This is a genomic window from Pseudoxanthomonas sp. UTMC 1351 (assembly GCF_040948865.1).
Classification (GTDB): Bacteria; Pseudomonadota; Gammaproteobacteria; order Xanthomonadales; family Xanthomonadaceae; genus Pseudoxanthomonas_A.
In genome coordinates this window covers 78,636-95,777 of record NZ_JAVGJT010000009.1, presented here as the reverse complement: position 1 = coordinate 95,777, position 17,142 = coordinate 78,636, and the positions used below count along the sequence as shown (strand labels likewise).

The 17,142-nt window shown below is 61.7% G+C and carries 17 protein-coding genes; 12 read left to right on the top strand and 5 right to left on the bottom strand.

Annotation, left to right across the window (positions count from 1 at the left end; all coding sequences use genetic code 11):
* Positions 1-12 precede the first annotated feature (12 nt).
* Together AB6O04_RS07715 and AB6O04_RS07710 are read right to left on the bottom strand one after the other, a co-directional pair.
* Entirely contained in the window at positions 13-894 is an 882-nt protein-coding gene (locus tag AB6O04_RS07715) for a type II toxin-antitoxin system RelE/ParE family toxin (RefSeq protein ID WP_368563256.1), read from the bottom strand.
* 111 nt (positions 895-1,005) lie between these two features.
* Positions 1,006-1,704 carry an alpha/beta fold hydrolase gene (locus AB6O04_RS07710; RefSeq protein ID WP_368563255.1) on the bottom strand — a complete coding sequence of 233 codons (699 nt, stop codon included), beginning with the start codon at positions 1,702-1,704 and terminating at the stop codon, positions 1,006-1,008.
* A 253-nt stretch (positions 1,705-1,957) separates the two neighbouring features.
* On the opposite strand from AB6O04_RS07710, the gene AB6O04_RS07705 reads away from it, so the two are divergent.
* The 4 genes from AB6O04_RS07705 (at position 1,958) to AB6O04_RS07690 (ending at position 5,599) form a co-directional block, all read left to right on the top strand.
* On the top strand, positions 1,958-3,019 hold the full coding sequence (locus AB6O04_RS07705; protein ID WP_368563254.1) for a sensor histidine kinase: 1,062 nt from the start codon (positions 1,958-1,960) through the stop codon (positions 3,017-3,019).
* Positions 3,016-3,750, top strand: a complete 735-nt coding sequence (locus tag AB6O04_RS07700) for a LytR/AlgR family response regulator transcription factor (RefSeq protein WP_368563253.1) — start codon at positions 3,016-3,018, stop codon at positions 3,748-3,750. The genes AB6O04_RS07705 and AB6O04_RS07700 overlap by 4 nt, the downstream gene beginning before the upstream one ends.
* A 351-nt stretch (positions 3,751-4,101) precedes the next feature.
* Positions 4,102-5,061 (top strand): alpha/beta fold hydrolase, encoded by a 960-nt coding sequence (locus AB6O04_RS07695; RefSeq protein ID WP_368563252.1) that lies wholly within the window; start codon positions 4,102-4,104, stop codon positions 5,059-5,061.
* A 118-nt stretch (positions 5,062-5,179) separates the two neighbouring features.
* Positions 5,180-5,599, top strand: coding sequence for a GFA family protein (locus AB6O04_RS07690; protein WP_368563251.1), 420 nt, complete (start codon positions 5,180-5,182; stop codon positions 5,597-5,599).
* A 75-nt stretch (positions 5,600-5,674) separates the two neighbouring features.
* On the opposite strand, the gene AB6O04_RS07685 is transcribed toward AB6O04_RS07690, so the two are convergent.
* A complete protein-coding gene (locus AB6O04_RS07685) occupies positions 5,675-6,550 on the bottom strand; it encodes a LysR substrate-binding domain-containing protein (RefSeq protein ID WP_368563250.1) in 876 nt (291 codons plus the stop codon).
* Positions 6,551-6,704: 154 nt separating this feature from the next.
* Here AB6O04_RS07685 and AB6O04_RS07680 point away from each other — a divergent pair, with 154 nt between their 5' ends.
* The 4 genes from AB6O04_RS07680 to AB6O04_RS07665 all read left to right on the top strand — a co-directional run bounded on the left by AB6O04_RS07680 (position 6,705) and on the right by AB6O04_RS07665 (position 11,851).
* Complete coding sequence (locus tag AB6O04_RS07680) at positions 6,705-9,923, top strand: S41 family peptidase (protein ID WP_368563249.1); 3,219 nt, start codon at positions 6,705-6,707, stop codon at positions 9,921-9,923.
* Positions 9,913-10,413: an SgcJ/EcaC family oxidoreductase gene (locus tag AB6O04_RS07675; RefSeq protein WP_368563248.1), complete on the top strand. Its 501-nt coding sequence runs from the start codon at positions 9,913-9,915 to the stop codon at positions 10,411-10,413. The genes AB6O04_RS07680 and AB6O04_RS07675 overlap by 11 nt, the downstream gene beginning before the upstream one ends.
* A gap of 18 nt (positions 10,414-10,431) precedes the next feature.
* Positions 10,432-11,199 (top strand): SDR family NAD(P)-dependent oxidoreductase, encoded by a 768-nt coding sequence (locus AB6O04_RS07670; RefSeq protein ID WP_368563247.1) that lies wholly within the window; start codon positions 10,432-10,434, stop codon positions 11,197-11,199.
* Positions 11,200-11,521: 322 nt separating this feature from the next.
* Positions 11,522-11,851, top strand: coding sequence for an HIT family protein (locus tag AB6O04_RS07665; RefSeq protein ID WP_368563246.1), 330 nt, complete (start codon positions 11,522-11,524; stop codon positions 11,849-11,851).
* Positions 11,852-11,919: 68 nt separating this feature from the next.
* Here AB6O04_RS07665 and AB6O04_RS07660 read toward each other — a convergent pair whose 3' ends face one another.
* Positions 11,920-12,711 (bottom strand): endonuclease/exonuclease/phosphatase family protein, encoded by a 792-nt coding sequence (locus AB6O04_RS07660; protein WP_368563425.1) that lies wholly within the window; start codon positions 12,709-12,711, stop codon positions 11,920-11,922.
* 487 nt (positions 12,712-13,198) lie between these two features.
* Here AB6O04_RS07660 and AB6O04_RS07655 point away from each other — a divergent pair, with 487 nt between their 5' ends.
* The 4 genes from AB6O04_RS07655 (at position 13,199) to AB6O04_RS07640 (ending at position 16,519) form a co-directional block, all read left to right on the top strand.
* On the top strand, positions 13,199-13,696 hold the full coding sequence (locus AB6O04_RS07655) for an SRPBCC domain-containing protein (RefSeq protein ID WP_368563245.1): 498 nt from the start codon (positions 13,199-13,201) through the stop codon (positions 13,694-13,696).
* A gap of 133 nt (positions 13,697-13,829) precedes the next feature.
* Positions 13,830-14,555 (top strand): SDR family NAD(P)-dependent oxidoreductase, encoded by a 726-nt coding sequence (locus AB6O04_RS07650; protein ID WP_368563244.1) that lies wholly within the window; start codon positions 13,830-13,832, stop codon positions 14,553-14,555.
* Between the two features lie 644 nt (positions 14,556-15,199).
* Entirely contained in the window at positions 15,200-16,051 is an 852-nt protein-coding gene (locus AB6O04_RS07645) for an isochorismatase family protein (RefSeq protein ID WP_368563243.1), read from the top strand.
* Positions 16,052-16,108: 57 nt separating this feature from the next.
* On the top strand, positions 16,109-16,519 hold the full coding sequence (locus AB6O04_RS07640) for an ester cyclase (RefSeq protein ID WP_368563242.1): 411 nt from the start codon (positions 16,109-16,111) through the stop codon (positions 16,517-16,519).
* A gap of 267 nt (positions 16,520-16,786) precedes the next feature.
* On the opposite strand, the gene AB6O04_RS07635 is transcribed toward AB6O04_RS07640, so the two are convergent.
* On the bottom strand, positions 16,787-17,140 hold the full coding sequence (locus AB6O04_RS07635) for a nuclear transport factor 2 family protein (protein WP_368563241.1): 354 nt from the start codon (positions 17,138-17,140) through the stop codon (positions 16,787-16,789).
* Positions 17,141-17,142: the final 2 nt, after the last annotated feature.

Below are 17,142 nucleotides of genomic sequence, written 5' to 3'. Positions count from 1 at the left end.
CGCCCGGTGAACTCATCTGTAAGGCCCCGGGCCACGCCAGACCAATTCACCTTGCTTGTAGACCTGCAGCATGGTGACGACCTTGCGCGCGTCGCCGATGGTTGCCATCTCCGGCGAGTTAGGCTCGAGCGCTCGGCATTTGCCGGAGCCGCGCTTCAGCGCGATCTCCAATGAGCAGATCATGTAGTACCGCGTGCCAGGCAAAGGAATGAAGAGTTCCTTGATGCCCTGGTCGGCCCAGGCGCGCAGCTTGTCTTCGCTGAGTACCTCGTAATAGACCAGATAGCCGCCCAGTTCCATGCTGGGCCCGGCGGCGGTGACATCGCGTCCGCGGCCGTTGTTGATGGCTGGGCTGTTGGTCAGCCCCGCGTTCTCAGGAGCGGCATCTTCCTCGATCATGCCCGGCGGCCGCCCCGTCCAGGTCTCGGGACGGCGCCGTGCCGAGGGTGGCGGACTGGTGGCGGGCTTCTGTGCCTGACTAGGCGCCGGGTCGTCCTGCGGGCTGGGTGGCTGCGGTTGTGGCTCGCTCGGACGCGGGATTGGCTCCGATATGTTGGGCGCGTCGGGCGGTACCGGATTGTCGGTGTGCTCGACCAGCGTGGACTGCACGCGCGAGGCGGCAGGCGTTGGCGGGACGGGCGCTTGCTTGGGCGGCGGATTCTGCGGTGCCTCTATGGGCTGCTCGGACTGGCGCGGCTCGCCGATGAAGTCCACTTTCACCCTGCTGCCACCGGCCGCGCTTTGCGACGTCGTCACAATGGGCTTGGAGGCATACAGCAGGATCAGCAACATCAGCAGATGGAGCAACGCGCTGAAAAGCGCGGCGATCCACGGCTGCAAGCGTTCGATCCTGGGTTCGGGCCAGGTTTCCACACGGGTCGAGGCGATGCTCATGCCGCCGGAGGTGCTTCGGGGGTGTGGGCCTTCATGAAGGGGAATCGACAACGTGCGGCGTGGGGAGTTCCGCATCGTAACGCGTCAGCAGGCCGAGGTACTTTCTCTCCATTAAACGCGGTCATTCAGGGATCTCGCATCCCTTCGACAAGTATCCCTGCCAATCGATCCTTCCAGTGCCGTACGCCAGCCCCACGTGGCCGACGCACGCGGCGTTTGATTGCCAGGAAACGCTACGCTTGGGTAGGAGCGGCCTCTCGCCGCGAGCTCTTGGTGCCAGACCACATAGAAGCAACGAGCTCGCGCCGGGGACGGCGCTCCTACCACAGCGGTGGCGCTTCGCAGCGGATGGTGCGCGGCCATCAGCTGTGCGATGCCGGTCGCGTTGTCATTGGCGACGATGTCGGCATCGGCTATCTCCAGGCGATCGAGCAAGTCGATCACCATCGCGGTCTGCGCCGCGGGAGATAGATCGGCGTCCGCCGCGACGTCGGTATAGCCAAGCCCCATCAGATCGGGCGCAAGGCATCGCCGCTCTGTGGCCAGCGCCGCCATGGGTGCGCGCCACTGATAGCCGTTCAGTGGATAGCCGTGCAGGAACAACGCAACCGGCCCGCTGCCGCGCTCCACGAATGCAATCTTTCCCTGCGGAAGGCCGGCGAAGCGCCGGGCAGCATGAAATTGCGCGGGGCTCCAGACGTCCGTGTTTTTCTGATTCGCTGCGGCCGCGTTTAGAGGCAATGCCAGACGGGACGCCATCGAAGCGACGGCCGCCGCGGTTAATGTTTGAAGGAATTCGCGCCGGAACATCCGATCGACCTTTCGGTGAGGGGTGGTGCCGGCAGTTAACCGGCGTCCCCTATCCGACTCAATGACCTAATAGGTCATATTCCCTGGCAAGTCGCTTATGACAAACTCCCGGCCGCCGGCGCCCTTGTCCCGCACCTTGCACTGGAACCAAAGAGTGGGAGTGCCAAGCTACGCGCCCAGTTGCCTGCGTCACCTGCAGTACGGAGTCGCGCTTTTCGCTGGCCAGGAAGTCCTCGATCGGAAACAATCCGCTATGCAACGACAAACGACCTTGACATGGCTTTGGGTGAGCGCCTGGTGGCTGCTCACGGGACTCGTGTGGACAGGGCAGATGTATGAAGCCTTTTCCGGGCAGGTCACCTCGTCCTATCTGCTGCGCACGGAAATGGCCAAAGCGGTGCTGTGGATCCCATTCACCCTGTTTCTTCTCTGGTGGGTAGGTCGCCATCCCATGGAGCGCGGCACCCTGCTTAGGTCGATTGGGTGGCTGACATTGGCGGTTGCGGGAGTCATCGTGATGCGCGCACTGTGTACTGCGGCGTTCAATCCCTGGATAGGCTGGCATGAACAGTTGCCAAGCTGGACCGCGCTGCTGCGCACGAGCTTCCTCGGCAATCTGCTTACCGCCTGGATGATTATTGGCGTGGCGCATGCGCTCTTTTACGCACAGCGCGAGCGGTTGCGCCAACGACAACACGCCGAGCTGCATTCACAGCTGTCGCAGGCGCGCTTTGAAGCGCTCTCGGCGCGGCTCGATCCGCACTTCCTGTTCAACGCGCTGCACTCCATCAGCGAGGTGATGCATCGCGACGTGGCGTCCGCCGACCGCATGGTGGTGGGGCTGGGAGGTCTGCTGCGGCAAAGCATCGACGGCGGATCGACGCAACAGACCACTCTAGGCGACCAGATCGAATTGATAGAAAACTATGTGGGCATCGAGCAAGTCCGGTTGGGGCCGCGGCTTCGCTTCTATCTGGATGTGGACGAATCACTGTGCTCGGTCGCGGTGCCACGGCTCTTGTTGCAGCCCCTGGTCGAAAACGCAATCCGATATGCCGTAGCGCCACGCATGACGCCTGGCAGCATCCGAGTTACGGCACGAAGCCATGACAATCGGTTACTTCTTGAAGTTTCTGATGATGGAAGCGGCGAAACTGCCGCGATCCCAGGACACGGCGTGGGGCTGGCGGGCACGCGCGCGCGGCTGCAATGCCTCTACGGCGACGACTTCCGTTTCAAGGTGGAGACATCGCCAGCGAGCGGAACCTGCGTTCATATCGACCTGCCCTTGCAACGACTTCCGGAGGCCGCATGAGCCAGCGTATCCGCGCCATCGTGGTGGATGACGAACCGATGGCACTGGCACGCCTATCGCGCTTGCTGAGGGAAGAGGCCGGTGTGGAGGTCATCGCTGAATGTGGAGACGGCGCTTCCGCCATAGCGGCGCTTCGCTCGCACTGTCCTGATGTCGCCTTCCTCGATATCCACATGCCGGAAATAGATGGACTGCACGTTTCGGCGAACGCCGTTGCAGGCGACACATGCGTCGTATACGTGACCGCCCACTCCGAGCATGCTGTTCGTGCGTTCGAGACGGATGCTGTCGACTACCTGCTTAAGCCGTTCACCGTGCGGCGCTTGCAGGCCACGCTTTCGCGCCTACGGATGCGTGTGACCGCACGCAAGCCTGCTTTTCCCGAGCGCCTGTTGTTGCAGGCGGGTGCGCGCATGCGGCTGGTGCCGGTACAGACCATCGACTCGCTGATCGCCAGCGCCAACTACGTCGAGGTGCACTGCGGACATGAGCGTCTCTTGACGCGCGAAACATTCACTGCGCTCGAGGCCAGGCTAGATCCCACGCAGTTCGTGCGCATACACCGTTCCCGCGTGGTCCGGATCGGTGCGGTGCGTGATGTGGAGTTGTTGCCATCAGGACAGTATCTGCTTCGCCTGCACAACGGTCAGAAGCTATCCGGTGGGCGGAGCTATCGCGATCGGTTGCGGAAGGCAATTGGGATGGCGGGCCTGAACGCCTCTAAAGTCTGATGGTTCTGGGACCGGCGTTGATGTGCGATCGCTATCCTGAACGGCGCCGTTGCACCATTTCGGCAGATGCCGGCATAGCGTCCTTGTGGGAGCGACGTGAGTCGCGACCGATGACATCAACGTCGCGACTCACGTCGCTCCCACAAGGAATTCACCGCGCTTTCTTAGAGTCGATCTGCGCCCCGCGATAACGCCGATCAGTAGCAATGAGGCGTCGCAACGGTCGGGGATAAATGCGCATCCGACATTCGCGCCCGAGTTTCTGTCGTTCGTCCCAGATGCCTTGCCTGAGTGGGAAGCCGCTGTATCAATACAGCCGCTATCTAGCGCCGCAGCGGCACAGGATCTGAAATGAACCGACGAAACTTTCTGGAGACCTGCGCGGCAGTTGCCGGCATAGCCGCCGTCTCGGCTTGCCGCGTGGCGCCGAGCAGGGAGAAGATTGCACTGGATCCGGCGGCGTTCACCGCACTTCGCCGCTTTGCCGAAACGCCTTTCGGACGCATCGCGTATGTGGAACAAGGGCGCGGCGCGGCGGCGTTGTTCCTCCACGGCCTGCCCTTGAATGGGTTTCACTGGCGTGGATCGCTTGAGCGCCTGTCGCCCCATCGCCGATGTATCGCACTGGACTTCTTGGGGTTGGGATATTCGGACGTTCCAGAACAGCAGGACCTTTCTCCCCAAGCGCAAACCGACATGCTTGCGGCGTTCCTCGATGGCTTGGCTATTCCCGCTGTCGATCTGGTCGCTAACGACAGCGGTGGAACCATTGCACAGCTTTTTGCGGTGCAACACCCGGATCGCGTCCGCACGATGCTCCTGACGAACTGCGATGTGCACGAAAACTGCCCGCCCCCGCAGATGCGCAATTCGATCAACGCTGCCAAGGCCGGCACGTATGACCAGAAGATGCAGCGGCACTTGGATGATCCTGTCTACGCCCGCTCGGACAAAGGCATCATCGGCTCCGCCTACATGAACCCGGCGAACGTCACGGATGAGGCGATTGAATACTATTTTAGGCCACTCGTCGCATCGCCTCTACGCAGATCGCAGCTAAATGGGTACCTGGCGGCGCTCGACCCTAATCCCCTGCTCGCGATCGAGCCAACGCTCCGTCGGTTGAACACGCCAACACGCATGGTGTGGGGAACGGCAGACCCGCTTTTCCCCGTCGTGTGGGCGACGTGGCTCGACAATATCCTGCCCGGTTCCCGCGGCATTCGGCTGGTCGAGGGCGGAAAGCTGTTCTGGCCGGAAGAGATGCCCGAGGTGGTCGCCGAAGAGGCGAGGACGCTCTGGGGCGTCTAAATGGGCGGGCTGGGAACCTTAGACAATCTCACCTTCGCTGGAAAGAATTCGGTGATGACTTGGTAGAGTTTGGCAGTACGCGGATCTGCACAACAGCACCCAACAACAGGAGCATGAAATGCCCAAGAAGCATTATCAAGGCAGTTGTCATTGCAAGGCAGTCCGCTACGAAGCTGATCTTGACCTGGCCAAGGGCACCCAGCGGTGCAATTGCTCGCTCTGCTGGAAAGCCAGGGCATGGTTTGCCTTCGCTGGCGACGACGACTTTAAGCTTCTCACCAGCCCTGAAGAAATGGGCGAGTACCGCTGGACGCCTGCCGGACATCCGGCGCCGTTTCTCACCTATGCCTTTTGCAAGCAATGCGGCGTTCGCATCTATGCGACCGGCGACCATGAATCCATGGGCGGACGGTTCTATGCGCTCCACATTCCGACACTGGACGTGGACAGAGATGAGTTGGTCGCCGCACCGTTGAAGTTCTACGACAATCTGCACGACAGGCCGGATCGGGAGCCCGAGGACATAAGGCTGCTGTAGATCCGGTTCTGGCAGTTTATTCAGGCCGACCTGCTTCGCGAGTCTGCTTGGTTCAAGCGAACGCCAACGAAAGCGCTAGCTGGATTCGGACGACATCCGCTCGATCAGGCGCAATACGGATGACCGATCCTCATCGGCGCGGGTGACAATCCAGTGACTGGCTTTGTTGTGGATGACATGGTCGCTGACTGGGACCAGCCGTCCGGAAGCAAGCGCCGACACCGCGAGCGGTGCACGCAGCAACGCGATGCCGAGACCGGCCTCGGCAGCGGCCAGTACAAGATCGTAATCCTCGAAGCGCCGATCGCGCGCGCGCGGGCGATAGCGCTGTCCACAACTCTGCAGCCAAGCACGCCACTGCGTGGTGTCCGAATCATGCAGCAGCGGCTCCTGGGCAATCCGCTCGGCCGATGCCCGCGGGCCAAGACGTTGCGCAATGTCTGCCGCCGCCACCGGAAACAGCGTTTCGCGCATCAGCAGATGAGTGCGTAGCCCCGGCCACACGCCTGCGCCGTAGCGGATCGCCAGGTCGGCCTCGCGGCCTTCCAGATTCACCAGGCGATGTTCGACCAACAGTTCGATGCGCAGCTCGGCTGGCGCGCCCTGCAGCGCGCGAAGCCGCGGCAGCAGCCACAGCTTGGCGAATGAAGGCACCACGCTGATACGTACGGTTTCCAGTTCACGCCGCGGCCGCCAGTGCTCGGCCGACTGGCTGATAGTCGCCAGTGCTTGCTCGACTTCTCGCGCGAAACGCTGACCGGCAGGTGTGGCGCGCACGCCGCGTGCATGGCGTTCGAACAGCGGCGTACCCAGCCAGCGCTCAACGGATTGGATGCGGCGGCTGACCGCGCCGTGGGTGAGACCGAGCTCATCGGCGGCAGCGGTGAAGGAGCCGGCACGGATCGCAGCGAGCACCGCAGTCAGGCCGTCGAGTGGCGGCAAGGTCGTCATGCTGTGAGTTTATCGCACAGCTGGGTGGCGAACGGTGTTCTACCTGGGCGGCTGGATTCCGCCCACGATTACGGTCCTGTCCATCTCTGCCGACGTTTCCATGCGCCTACCCGCGACCGCCATAGCCGGATCCATAAGCGCTTACCACTGCTGGTTGTCCCCCGCCCATAAGTGGTTCGCGGCGCTGCTTTCGCTACGCGCGCTTTCGCTGTGCGTGCTTTCGCTGTGCATGTTCGCGAGCTTCGCCGCACACGCGGGCGACACGCGCCTATTGCGTTTCCCCGACATCTGCGGTGATCAGGTGGCGTTCGTGCAGGCTGGGGATCTGCACGTCGTCGCAGCCTCCGGCGGCGTCGCCAGACGGCTCACTTCGCACCAGGGCCAGGAGCTTTACCCGAAGTTTTCCCCCGACTGCCGCCGGATCGCGTTCTCGGCGGAGTACGACGGCACGCGACAGGTGTTCGTGATGCCGGCTGACGGTGGCGAGCCGCTGCAACTCACCTGGTACAACGATGCCGGTCCGCTGCCACCACGCGGCGGCACCGATTACCGCGTGCTCGGCTGGACGCCGGATGCGCAGCACGTGCTGGTGCTGGCCAACCGCACGCCACACGGCAACCGCAACGCGCGGCCGTATCTGGTGCCGGTTGCCGGTGGCATGGAGCGACCGCTACCGATGCCGGAGTCCGGCGGCGGCATGCTGTCGCCGGACGGCCTGCAGTATGTCTACACGCCGATCGACCGCGATTTCCGCAGTTGGAAGCGCTATCGCGGCGGACGAGCGCCGGACGTGTGGATCTACGACCTGGAGCACGATGCCGCGCGGCGGCTCACTGATCACCGAGCCAGCGACGCGCAGCCGATGTGGCTGCACGACACGGTCTACTTCGCCTCCGACCGCGGTGGCGTGGTGAATCTCTACAGGTTGCCCGGCGGCGGCGGCGAGCCTGAGCAGGTCACCCATTTCGACACCATGGATGTGCTCTGGCCGAGCGCGGGCCGGGATGCGATCGTGTTCGAACGCGATGGCTGGCTCTGGCGATTCGATCCGGCCAGCGGGGAGGCGACACGCATCCCGATCCAGGTACCTGATGCGTTTCGCCATGCCGCTGCGACTTCGACGCCGGTGGCGAAGCACGTCGAATCATTCGCAGTGGACGCGCATGGCGAACGTATCGTATTCGGCGCGCGTGGCGAAGTCCTGAACCTGCAGACCGCAAGTGGCGTCGTCGAGAATCTGACCGCCACCGCGACGGTGCGCGAGCACGGCGTGGCGCTTTCGCCTAGTGGGCGAGACATCGCCTATCTCTCCGATGCGAGCGGGGAATACGAACTCTACGTACGTTCACTGGCCGACCGCACCGCGAAGCAACTGACCCGGGGCGGCAACGTGTGGCGTTTCACTCCGGCTTGGTCGCCGGATGGAAGATGGCTTGCGTTCGCCGACCACTCGCGCCGCCTGCACATCGCCGAAGTCGCCACAGGCCGCGTCCTCGAGGTGGATCGCGACGACTTCGCCGACCTGACCGATCACGCCTGGTCGCCTGACGGCCGTTGGCTGGCTTACACGCGGCGCAACGCCGCACGGCTCGATCAAGTCTGGCTGTATTCGGTCGAAGATGGCTCACGGTACGCGGTCACCGAACCGACCTCCAGCGCATTCGGCCCTGCTTTCGATCCGCAAGGACGATGGCTGTACGTGCTCTCCAAGCGCGACATCCGGCTGACGATGAGCGCTTACGAAGAGAATTTCGTTCCGACTGCCGCCACCCGCATATACGCGATCGGGCTGACCGGCGAGGCGCCGGCCTGGGCGGAGGCGAAAGCCGCGCATTCTTCGCGTGTTCGGATCAACCAAGACGTGCGCATCGATCCCGTTGGGATGATTGATCGCGCGCAGGCAATTCCAGTGGCCTCCGGCGATTATCGGACGTTGCGTGCGACCAGCGAAGCTTTGTACTTCCTATCAGGCAGCGAAGACGATGCCGAGGCCGGCGCGCTGACCCTGCGTATGGTCGACATCGGCGCCACGCAGGACGCCACCGTTACCGAACGCGTCAGCAGCTATGCGCTTTCCGGAGATGGCCGCCGCGCGCTGGTGCGCCGTGACGATGCGTTTGCGCTGATTGCCGCGCGTCCGCAGCAGGATTTCTCCGCCGCCGCGCTCGATCTTTCAGGACTCAAGGTCCTGTTGCAGCCCCGCGAAGAGTGGCGCCAATCCTTCGACGATTCATGGCGCATCGTGCGCGACTGGTTCTACGATCCCGATATGCACGGCGGGATGGCGCGCTGGCGCGCGCTGCACGCCAGCTATGCACCCTGGGCGGAGCAGATCGCGCATCGGGCGGATCTGGATTATGTGCTGCACCAACTCGTCGGCGAACTCAACGCCAGCCATCTCTACGTCAACTCGGGCGACCAGCCTAAGTTCCCGCGGCGCGACGGCGGCTTGCTCGGTGCGGAGATCGAGGTCGACCCCTCCGGCTACTTTCGTATCGTACGCATCTTTCCAAGTGAGCCCTGGCATGAGAACACGCGGTCGCCACTGGCAGGAATAGCGAGCGAGGGAGACTACATTCTCGCTATCGACGGCGTGGACACCCGCAAAGCCTCGAATATCTACCAGCTGTTGCAGGGCAAAGGCGGCGAGCATGTCCGTCTGCGCATCAATGCGAAGCCCAGCGAAATCGGTGCAAGCGATGTGACGCTGCGGACCATCACTTCGGAACATGGCCTGCGCAAGCTTGCGTGGGTGCGCGAGCGGCGCGCGCTGGTCGACCGATTGTCCAACGGACGCATCGGCTACATCCACGTCCCCAACACCGGCGCATCCGGTTACGGCGCATTGCTGTTGGGGATACAGGCCTATGGCCATAAGCAAGCCTTGATCATCGACAACCGCTACAACGGCGGCGGCCTGGTGCCTGACCGCATGATCGAGCTCCTGGCGCGACGGCCCATGAAGCATTGGAAGCGCCGCGACCAGCCGCTGCAGTCCACACCCCAACTCACCCACACCGGACCGAAGGCGATGCTGATCAATGGCCATTCGGCATCGGGCGGCGACACGTTTGCCCACTATTTCCGGCAGCTCGAGCTTGGCCCATTGGTCGGTACCCGCACCTGGGGTGGGACCATCGCGGTAGACGGCAACCCGAAGCTTGCCGATGGCGGCGAAGTGCAGGTAGCCAGTGCCCGCAGTCTTGGCCTGGACGGTCGTTGGGTGATCGAGAACGAGGGCGTGGTACCGGACGTCGAAGCGATCGATCGGCCGGACATGCTGGCGGCCGGCCACGATCCGAGTATTGAGGCAGCGGTATCCCTGCTGCTGGAGACGCTGGGCAAATCCGGAACGCAGCAGCATGGCCATTGATGAACTCTGTGCCCGCTGCCCGTGGTGGCGATACAGCGGCCTGTCGATTTCGCCGTGCGTCATTCGTCATCCAAGCAAGGAGATGCGAAAAATGAACAATGACGAAGCTGAAATCCGTGTGCTGATCGAGTGCTGGGCGCAGGCGGTGCACGCCGCCGACATGGACGGGGTCCTTGTCGATCACAGCGATGACATCGTGATGTTCGACGTGCCGCCCCCGAACGAAGTGCGAGGCAAGGCGGCCTATCGGGAAACCTGGCCGCCCTTTTTTGAGTACCAGAAACAAGGCGCTGTATTCGAGATCGTCTCGCTCGAGGTTACCGCCGGGAATGATGTCGCGTTCGCGCACGCCCTGCTTCGTTGCGGAACCGACGAGGAGCTCAAGAAGGATCCTGGCAACCGCCTGCGCCTCACCGTCGGACTTCGAAAGCTGGACGGCCGTTGGGTGGTCGCGCATGAGCACCACTCGTTTCCACTGCCATCAACTTAATAGCCAGAGGAAATCACCATGCTGCTGACTAATAAAATCGCTGTGATCCATGGCGCGGGAGGAGCGATTGGTGGCGCCGTAGCGCGAACCTTTGCCCGTGAAGGCGCCAAAGTCTTTCTTAGCGGACGCAACGCCGAGCCGGTCGAGGCTGTGGCGAGGGATATCGTTGCGGCCGGCGGTGAAGCTGAAGTGGCGCAAGTCGATGTACTCGATGAGGACGCGATAGAGAAATACACGGCCAAGGTGATCCGGAAGGCCGGTCGCATCGATGTCGTCTTCAACGCCATCGGCTTTCGTGTCCTGCAAGGCGTCCCGTTGACCGATCTAAAGCGAGACGATTTCATTTCCCCGATCGTGTCGTGGACGACCACGCAGTTCCTGACATCGCGAACCGCGGCGCGGCACATGGTGCAAAAGCGCTCCGGCGTCATTCTCACGCTTTCGGCTTCACCCGCGCGGTTGGCGGTGGCTTCGACAGCCGGATTTGGTGTTGCCTGCGCGGCAATCGAAGGACTGACACGCACGCTGGCGGCCGAGCTGGGACCGCAAGGCGTACGTGTCGTGTGCATTCGGCCACATCGCATTGGCGACACCCTGGGGCCAGATCCCGATTTTCCTGTCGGTGAGGCGGAAGAGTTCCGGAGCTTGATCGAAGGCTGGACGCTTCTCAAACGGCTGCCGTCGTTGGCAGATGTCGCCAGCACGGCGGCGTTTCTGGCTTCGGACCATGCCGACGCGATGACGGGAACGGTAGCAAACCTGACTTGCGGCATGAGCGTGGATTAGCGCGCGATCTTCCGCGGTGCCACCTCTTTCTGCCACTACCAGCGGCCTTGTGCCGCATCGGCCCAGGACGGTGCGCCGGCGCGCCTGCGGGCGCTGGCCATTTCCGGACGATCGTTCTTGCAAGCAATGCGGCGCTCGCATCTATGCGACCAGCGACCGTAGATCCATGGGCGGGCGGTTCTATGCTCTCAACACGCCAACATTTGAACCGCGTGGATAACCAGACGATAAAAGGTTGCTGTAGATTCGTCTAGCGACTCGCCAGGGCCGAAAGCCGCCTCGCGGCTCGGCACAACTCGGATGTTCGGCTGGGATTCGATCAATGACTAGCGATTTCTACTGTGACGAAGCGTTGAGTGGCCGAACTCCGATTGATGTCGTGCGGGAAACGAAGAATGTATTGGCATTTCACCATACGAGACCCTACTGGCAGATCCACATCGTCGTGGTTCCGAAGGTTCACATCCCATCATTGACCGATCTCGCCGGTCACGATGTGTCGCTGGTGTACGACCTGCTCGACGTCGTTCGAGACGTGGCCGCGGAAGTCGAAGCCCAGTATGGCGCCTGCCGCGTGGTGACCAACCTGGGCAGGTATCAGGATTCAAAACATTTGCACTTTCACGTTGGATTCGGGGAACAAAGAAAATGAAGATGAAGGCACCATTTGGGCGGCATGCGGCAAAGCCGTTGCGCCTTCAACTAGCGATGAGCGTGCTCTCACAGCTCCAATAACAAAGGACGATGGTCTGAAACTTCCGGGAAAGCGATGACGTCGAACGAAACCGGACTAACCAACGCATTGATCAACATGTAGTCGGCATATCGACCAGACTTCCCATAGTGAGAGGTACGTGTGCCGTCGAAACCTCTCGACGTCACCAAGTCGACCAGTCCAAGCTCGGCCAAGGTTGCAAATGTCCTGCTCGACGGCTCCACATTGAAATCGCCACACGCGATCAGGCGATCTCCGCTCTCCATGACGGAAGTACAAATGTCAGCGAACCTTCGGCTTTGCGCGTCACGCTCTGGCGTGTCCATTTTCCCTGCCATGTCGCGAAGCCCGTGCATATGCGCGATGCAGACCGGCCAACCGCGTTCAAAATCATAGACCCGGATTGCATGCGCGGTCCGCGACCTTGGATGCTCGCCATATCCGTCCGACGAGAACGTCTTGTGAACGAAGCCCTGGTGTTGCGCGATGATGGGAAGAGACTTCCGTACGAATGTCGCCAATCCCCATTGCGAGGGGATCTGCTCATCGCCATCCCAGAGGGTTCCTTGCGCAGCCGGGGCGAAGATGCCCACGTGATCTGGCAACGCCTGGCAGACATCCCGGTATAGGTTGGCTCGTTGCGGAAGCACGTGAGCGCCATCGCGATATATCAAAACGTCCTTGTCCGACGCTGGGGTGTGCACGACTTCTTGCAAGCACAACATATCGGGAGAAACTTCGCGTAGATACTCGATGAGCGGCTCATACAGCTTTCCGCCCCATCCATTCAAGCACATGACTCGCAACTCGGATTCCTCTTGCCGGCTCGGAAGGCCGCATGGACACGATCGGCCGTTGCTTTAGTGTAAGGGCTAGCACGAGCACCTTGGCGAGCTAGCGGCGGTTTCCACCGCTTGAAGCCATCGCGCAGCCAATCTACCGGAAAGCTGTCGCGGGGTCGCGCGTGCCTTCGCCAGATCAACACGCAAGCCGGCCGGCTTCCGGAGGCGCGGCCTGCGTCCGCTGCGGTGGCGCGCTATGTCGCGCTGTTCAACCACCGGAACTGGGACGGCCTGCGGGCGCCCCTGGCCCACAACGTGAAACTCAAACAGTCCTCATATTCGCTTCGCATCGGCTCCGCGGATGTCGGCCCCTTCTTCAGCACCTACGCCAAGATCGTCCGATCGCCGCACCAACTCATATCACGCCACACTTGTTACTCCCGCTATTCGCCGCGCGGTCCCAATCTTGTTTACGACCGCTGGAGATGAGGAGCTTGAAAAAATGCCAAATATTCATCACGAGCTGCTGATTGGAGCTACGGCGGAGAAAGTTTACGCCGCCATTACCAGCCAGGAAGGATTGTCGGCGTGGTGGACGCCCGACACAAAGGCAAAACCTGAGCGTGGCAGTTTTTCACGTTTTGCATTTGGCCCCGTTTACTTCAAAGAAATGAAAGTCACTGAGTTGAAACCGTCCGAGCAGGTCAAATGGACTTGCATGACAGGTGCCGACGAATGGATAGGGACTACTATTTCTTTCGAGCTTCATGCCAGCGATAAAGAGAGCCTGTTAATTTCTAATCCGGAAGCGATTGACCAGATACAACAAACAAGGAATGGTGATACAGCAACACTCTTGACCCTCCATCACGATGATTGGAAGGAATACACGTCGATGTTCGCTGAATGCAACTACACGTGGGGGCAGTTCCTAAGGAGCCTGAAATTACTGTGCGAAACCGGCAAAGGTCGGCCGTGGCCGCATCAGCATGCTTCATGACCATAAGGCATAGGTCGCACAACTGTTCCGCCATTTCAGCGAGCTATCACGAGCGCTGCCTTAAGAGCAGCGCATTCCGATGCGCAAGGGCAAGTTCTGGCGCGCCTGCCGATAACCAATTGAGGATACTGAAATGAAGATCACGGACAGAGTAGTGCTGGTCACCGGGACCAATCGCGGCCTCGGACAGGCACTGGTCGAGGAAGCCTTGAGGCGGGGCGCAAAGCGGGTATACGCCGGTGCGCGCCAACCCTCCGTCCACCCAGACCGCCGTGTCACGCCGTTGACACTGGACATCACCGATGCCGCGCAGATTGATGCAGCTGTCAAGACGGTCGAGGCGCTCGATATCCTCGTCAACAACGCCGGCCTGTGTCATTTCGAAGATTTCAGCGATCGTTCCATGCTCGAGCAGCATCTTGCGATCAATCTGTACGGCGCCTACGACCTCACCCAGGCCGCCTTACCGTTGCTAACGCCCTCTCGAGGCGCCATCGTCAACGTTCTATCGTTGTCGTCTCTTGCCCCGTCGCCGTTCAATCCGGCTTATTCAGTCTCAAAGGCGGCCGCATTCTCCATGTCACAAGCGCTACGCGCTCTCTTGGCTAGCCGGGGCGTGAGCGTACATGTCGCCCTGCCCGGACCCATGGATACCGATATGACTCGGGATCTGGACATACCGAAGGCCTCTCCGGAGTCTGCCGCGCGGGCTATCTTCGACGGCGTGGAGAAGGGAGAAGAGGAAATATTTCCCGATCCGATGTCAGAGGCAATGGCGGAGGGCTGGCGCAGCAGCGCAGTTAAAGCACTTGAACGCCAGATGGCGGCGTATGTGGATGCAACACCTGTCAGGTCATAAACAAAGGTGCGTCATCAAGCGTCGCCAGGGCTAACAGTCTTCGGACCGCCGCACTGGAGAATATTGTGCTTGTTGACGAGGAAGGATGCGAATTCTCGACAGGAACAGAGAAGATGGATTCGGTTGATTGCATCTTCAGAGCGGAAAACTTGAACCCTGATCCGACGCATCACTACTTCAATTTGCCGGCATCACACACCAGCGACCGCGTTGGATTCTCGGTGAAAATGGTCAGATCGATCGGTCCCGGATCCGATGACGATATCAACTTGGTCCAGAGCAACGTGTATCGCCATGGCGTTTTCTTTCGCTCGCGGCGCTGGGCGCCTTGGGTCTGATTCTCGGTTTTGCGACACGTTGGATCGCCCTGCTCTTAGGCTGCTCTTGGGCATCGCGGTAATCGTGGCCGCAGCCGGGACGCAGTTGCCTCAGCAATTGCTCTTGCTCGGCCACCTCGGCGGTTGCGCCGCGCTCGCACTGATGGGCCCGGGCGCCTACTCGATCGATGCTCGGCGCCATGGTCGGCGCGTCATCCAACTCCAACCGAGGCCCCCAGATCGAGGGGGCAAGGACTGACCTGATCGGGGCTGGCCGACGCGAAACGGCGCAAGCAGCCTCAACGAACCCCAACCACCGAGGCCGCCATGTCGACCCACCTTCCCTTCAACACCGTCGGCCCATCCATGCCTTCGAAGCATGTGGGCATCAACGCGGCGCAAGACGCACCGCCCACTGGCGCCGAGGCGCCGTCGCTGACGATGTCGCGTCGAACGGTCCTGGCGGCCGCGGCGGGGATGGCGGGTGCCGCCATGGTCGGCAGCGCATTCGCGCAGTCGTCCGGCGCCGCCAGCGGGACCGGCAAAGCCAGCTATCGGTCGCAGCCCCGCTCGCCTCAGGGCGGCGTCTGGAACCATGACGAAGTTGCCTTGGTGCTGATCGATTACCAAGTCGAGATGTTCAAGCAGATTCGCTCGGAGACGCCGGCGGAACTGATCGATCTCAACACGCGGTTTCTCATCCGCATCGCCAAAGCGTTCGACATTCCCGTGATCCTGTCCACCGTCGGCGTGGAGATGGGAGTCAACGGCCCGACTCGCGCCTCGATCGCAAAAGAACTCCCGGGCGCTCACATCATCGATCGCAGTTCGATGAACGCTTGGGAAGATGAGCCCTTCCATGCGGCAGTCGCGGCGACCGGCAAGAAGCGCCTCATCTTCGGTGCGCTCTACACGGAGATCTGCTTGGCGTTCCCGGTGGTCGATGCGATCAAGGAAGGCTATGAGGTCATGATCGTGGCGGACGCCGTCGGTGGGCAGTCGCAGATTGCCCATGCCACCGCACTCGACCGCCTCGCCCACGCCGGCGCGATTCCGAATACCGCGCTCGCCTTGAGCACGGAGTTGTTCCGCGATTGGAAGTCCGCGCAGGCCGAGCGCGCCCGCCCGATCATCATTTGGTACCTGGGCGAGCTGAAAAAGCGAGGCTCTCAAGGCTGATCGTATCGCGGCCGCCACCCCAAGCATCGAGTCAACCCACCACGAAGGAGAATCCCCATGTCTTCGCAGACTGACGCCAACAAGGTCCTCGTTCGCCGCTTCTTCTCGGCGATCGAGAGCGGCGACCTGTCGGCCTTCGACGAGATCGTGGCCGAAGATTACGACGACCATCTGCCGGGGCAAACCCGCGGCCGAAGCGTCCTGCGTACGTACTTCACCACGCTGCGAACAGCGTTCCCGGATCTGCAGCTTCCCATTCACGACATGGTGGCCGAAGGCGATCGCGTGGCCGTGTTTAACAGCGTCACCGGCACCCATCGCGGCGAGTTTCCCGCGTTGGGACTTCAGGCGACCGGGCGTCGCATCGATGCGATGGCGTTCCAGCTCTATCGGATCGAGAACGACCGCATGGCCGAGCACTGGGAAGTGGCGGACTTCGCCACGCTGCTGCGGCAACTGACCGGTTGAAACACGAGCCCTCTCCCCGAAGCGTCGATTACGCGCGTTAGCCCAAGCACGAGTCCACGCCGATTCCGTCTCAAGGAGACGTCACGATGAACGCCCTGCCCCTACTGCTCGCCGGCATGCTCGCCGCTACGACGAATGCCCTGGCCAGCGACACTCCCGCGCCGTCCATATCGCGTGCCCGCGCTGTTTCGAACCTCTGGCCTGGTGATATTCAGCGCGCCGCAGCGACCAACACCTGCGCCTGCACGGGCGCCACGTGCTGTCCGCTCAGTCCGCGTTCTTGGGGACGACAAAGGCGCGCAACTCGGCCATTTTTCCTTGACGGAACCGCCACACATCGCAATAGGCATGGGCGACCGGAGCACCATCCACTTCGATTTCGATTGTGCCCAGCGCTGCGACAAGGTCGCCCTCGGCAATCATTTCATCAACGGTGAAGTGTGGTGGTCTTGCGTAGTTCTCACGCATCCATCCGCGCACCGCGGGCTTACCTCTCAGGCTGCTTTGCCCGACCGTGGTCCACACCAGATCTTCGGCGCAGTACGACAGGAAGCCCTCATTGTCGCCGGCCTTGACGGCGGAATTGGCCTTTGCAAGCGTCGCCTTGTTCTGGTCGAACATCA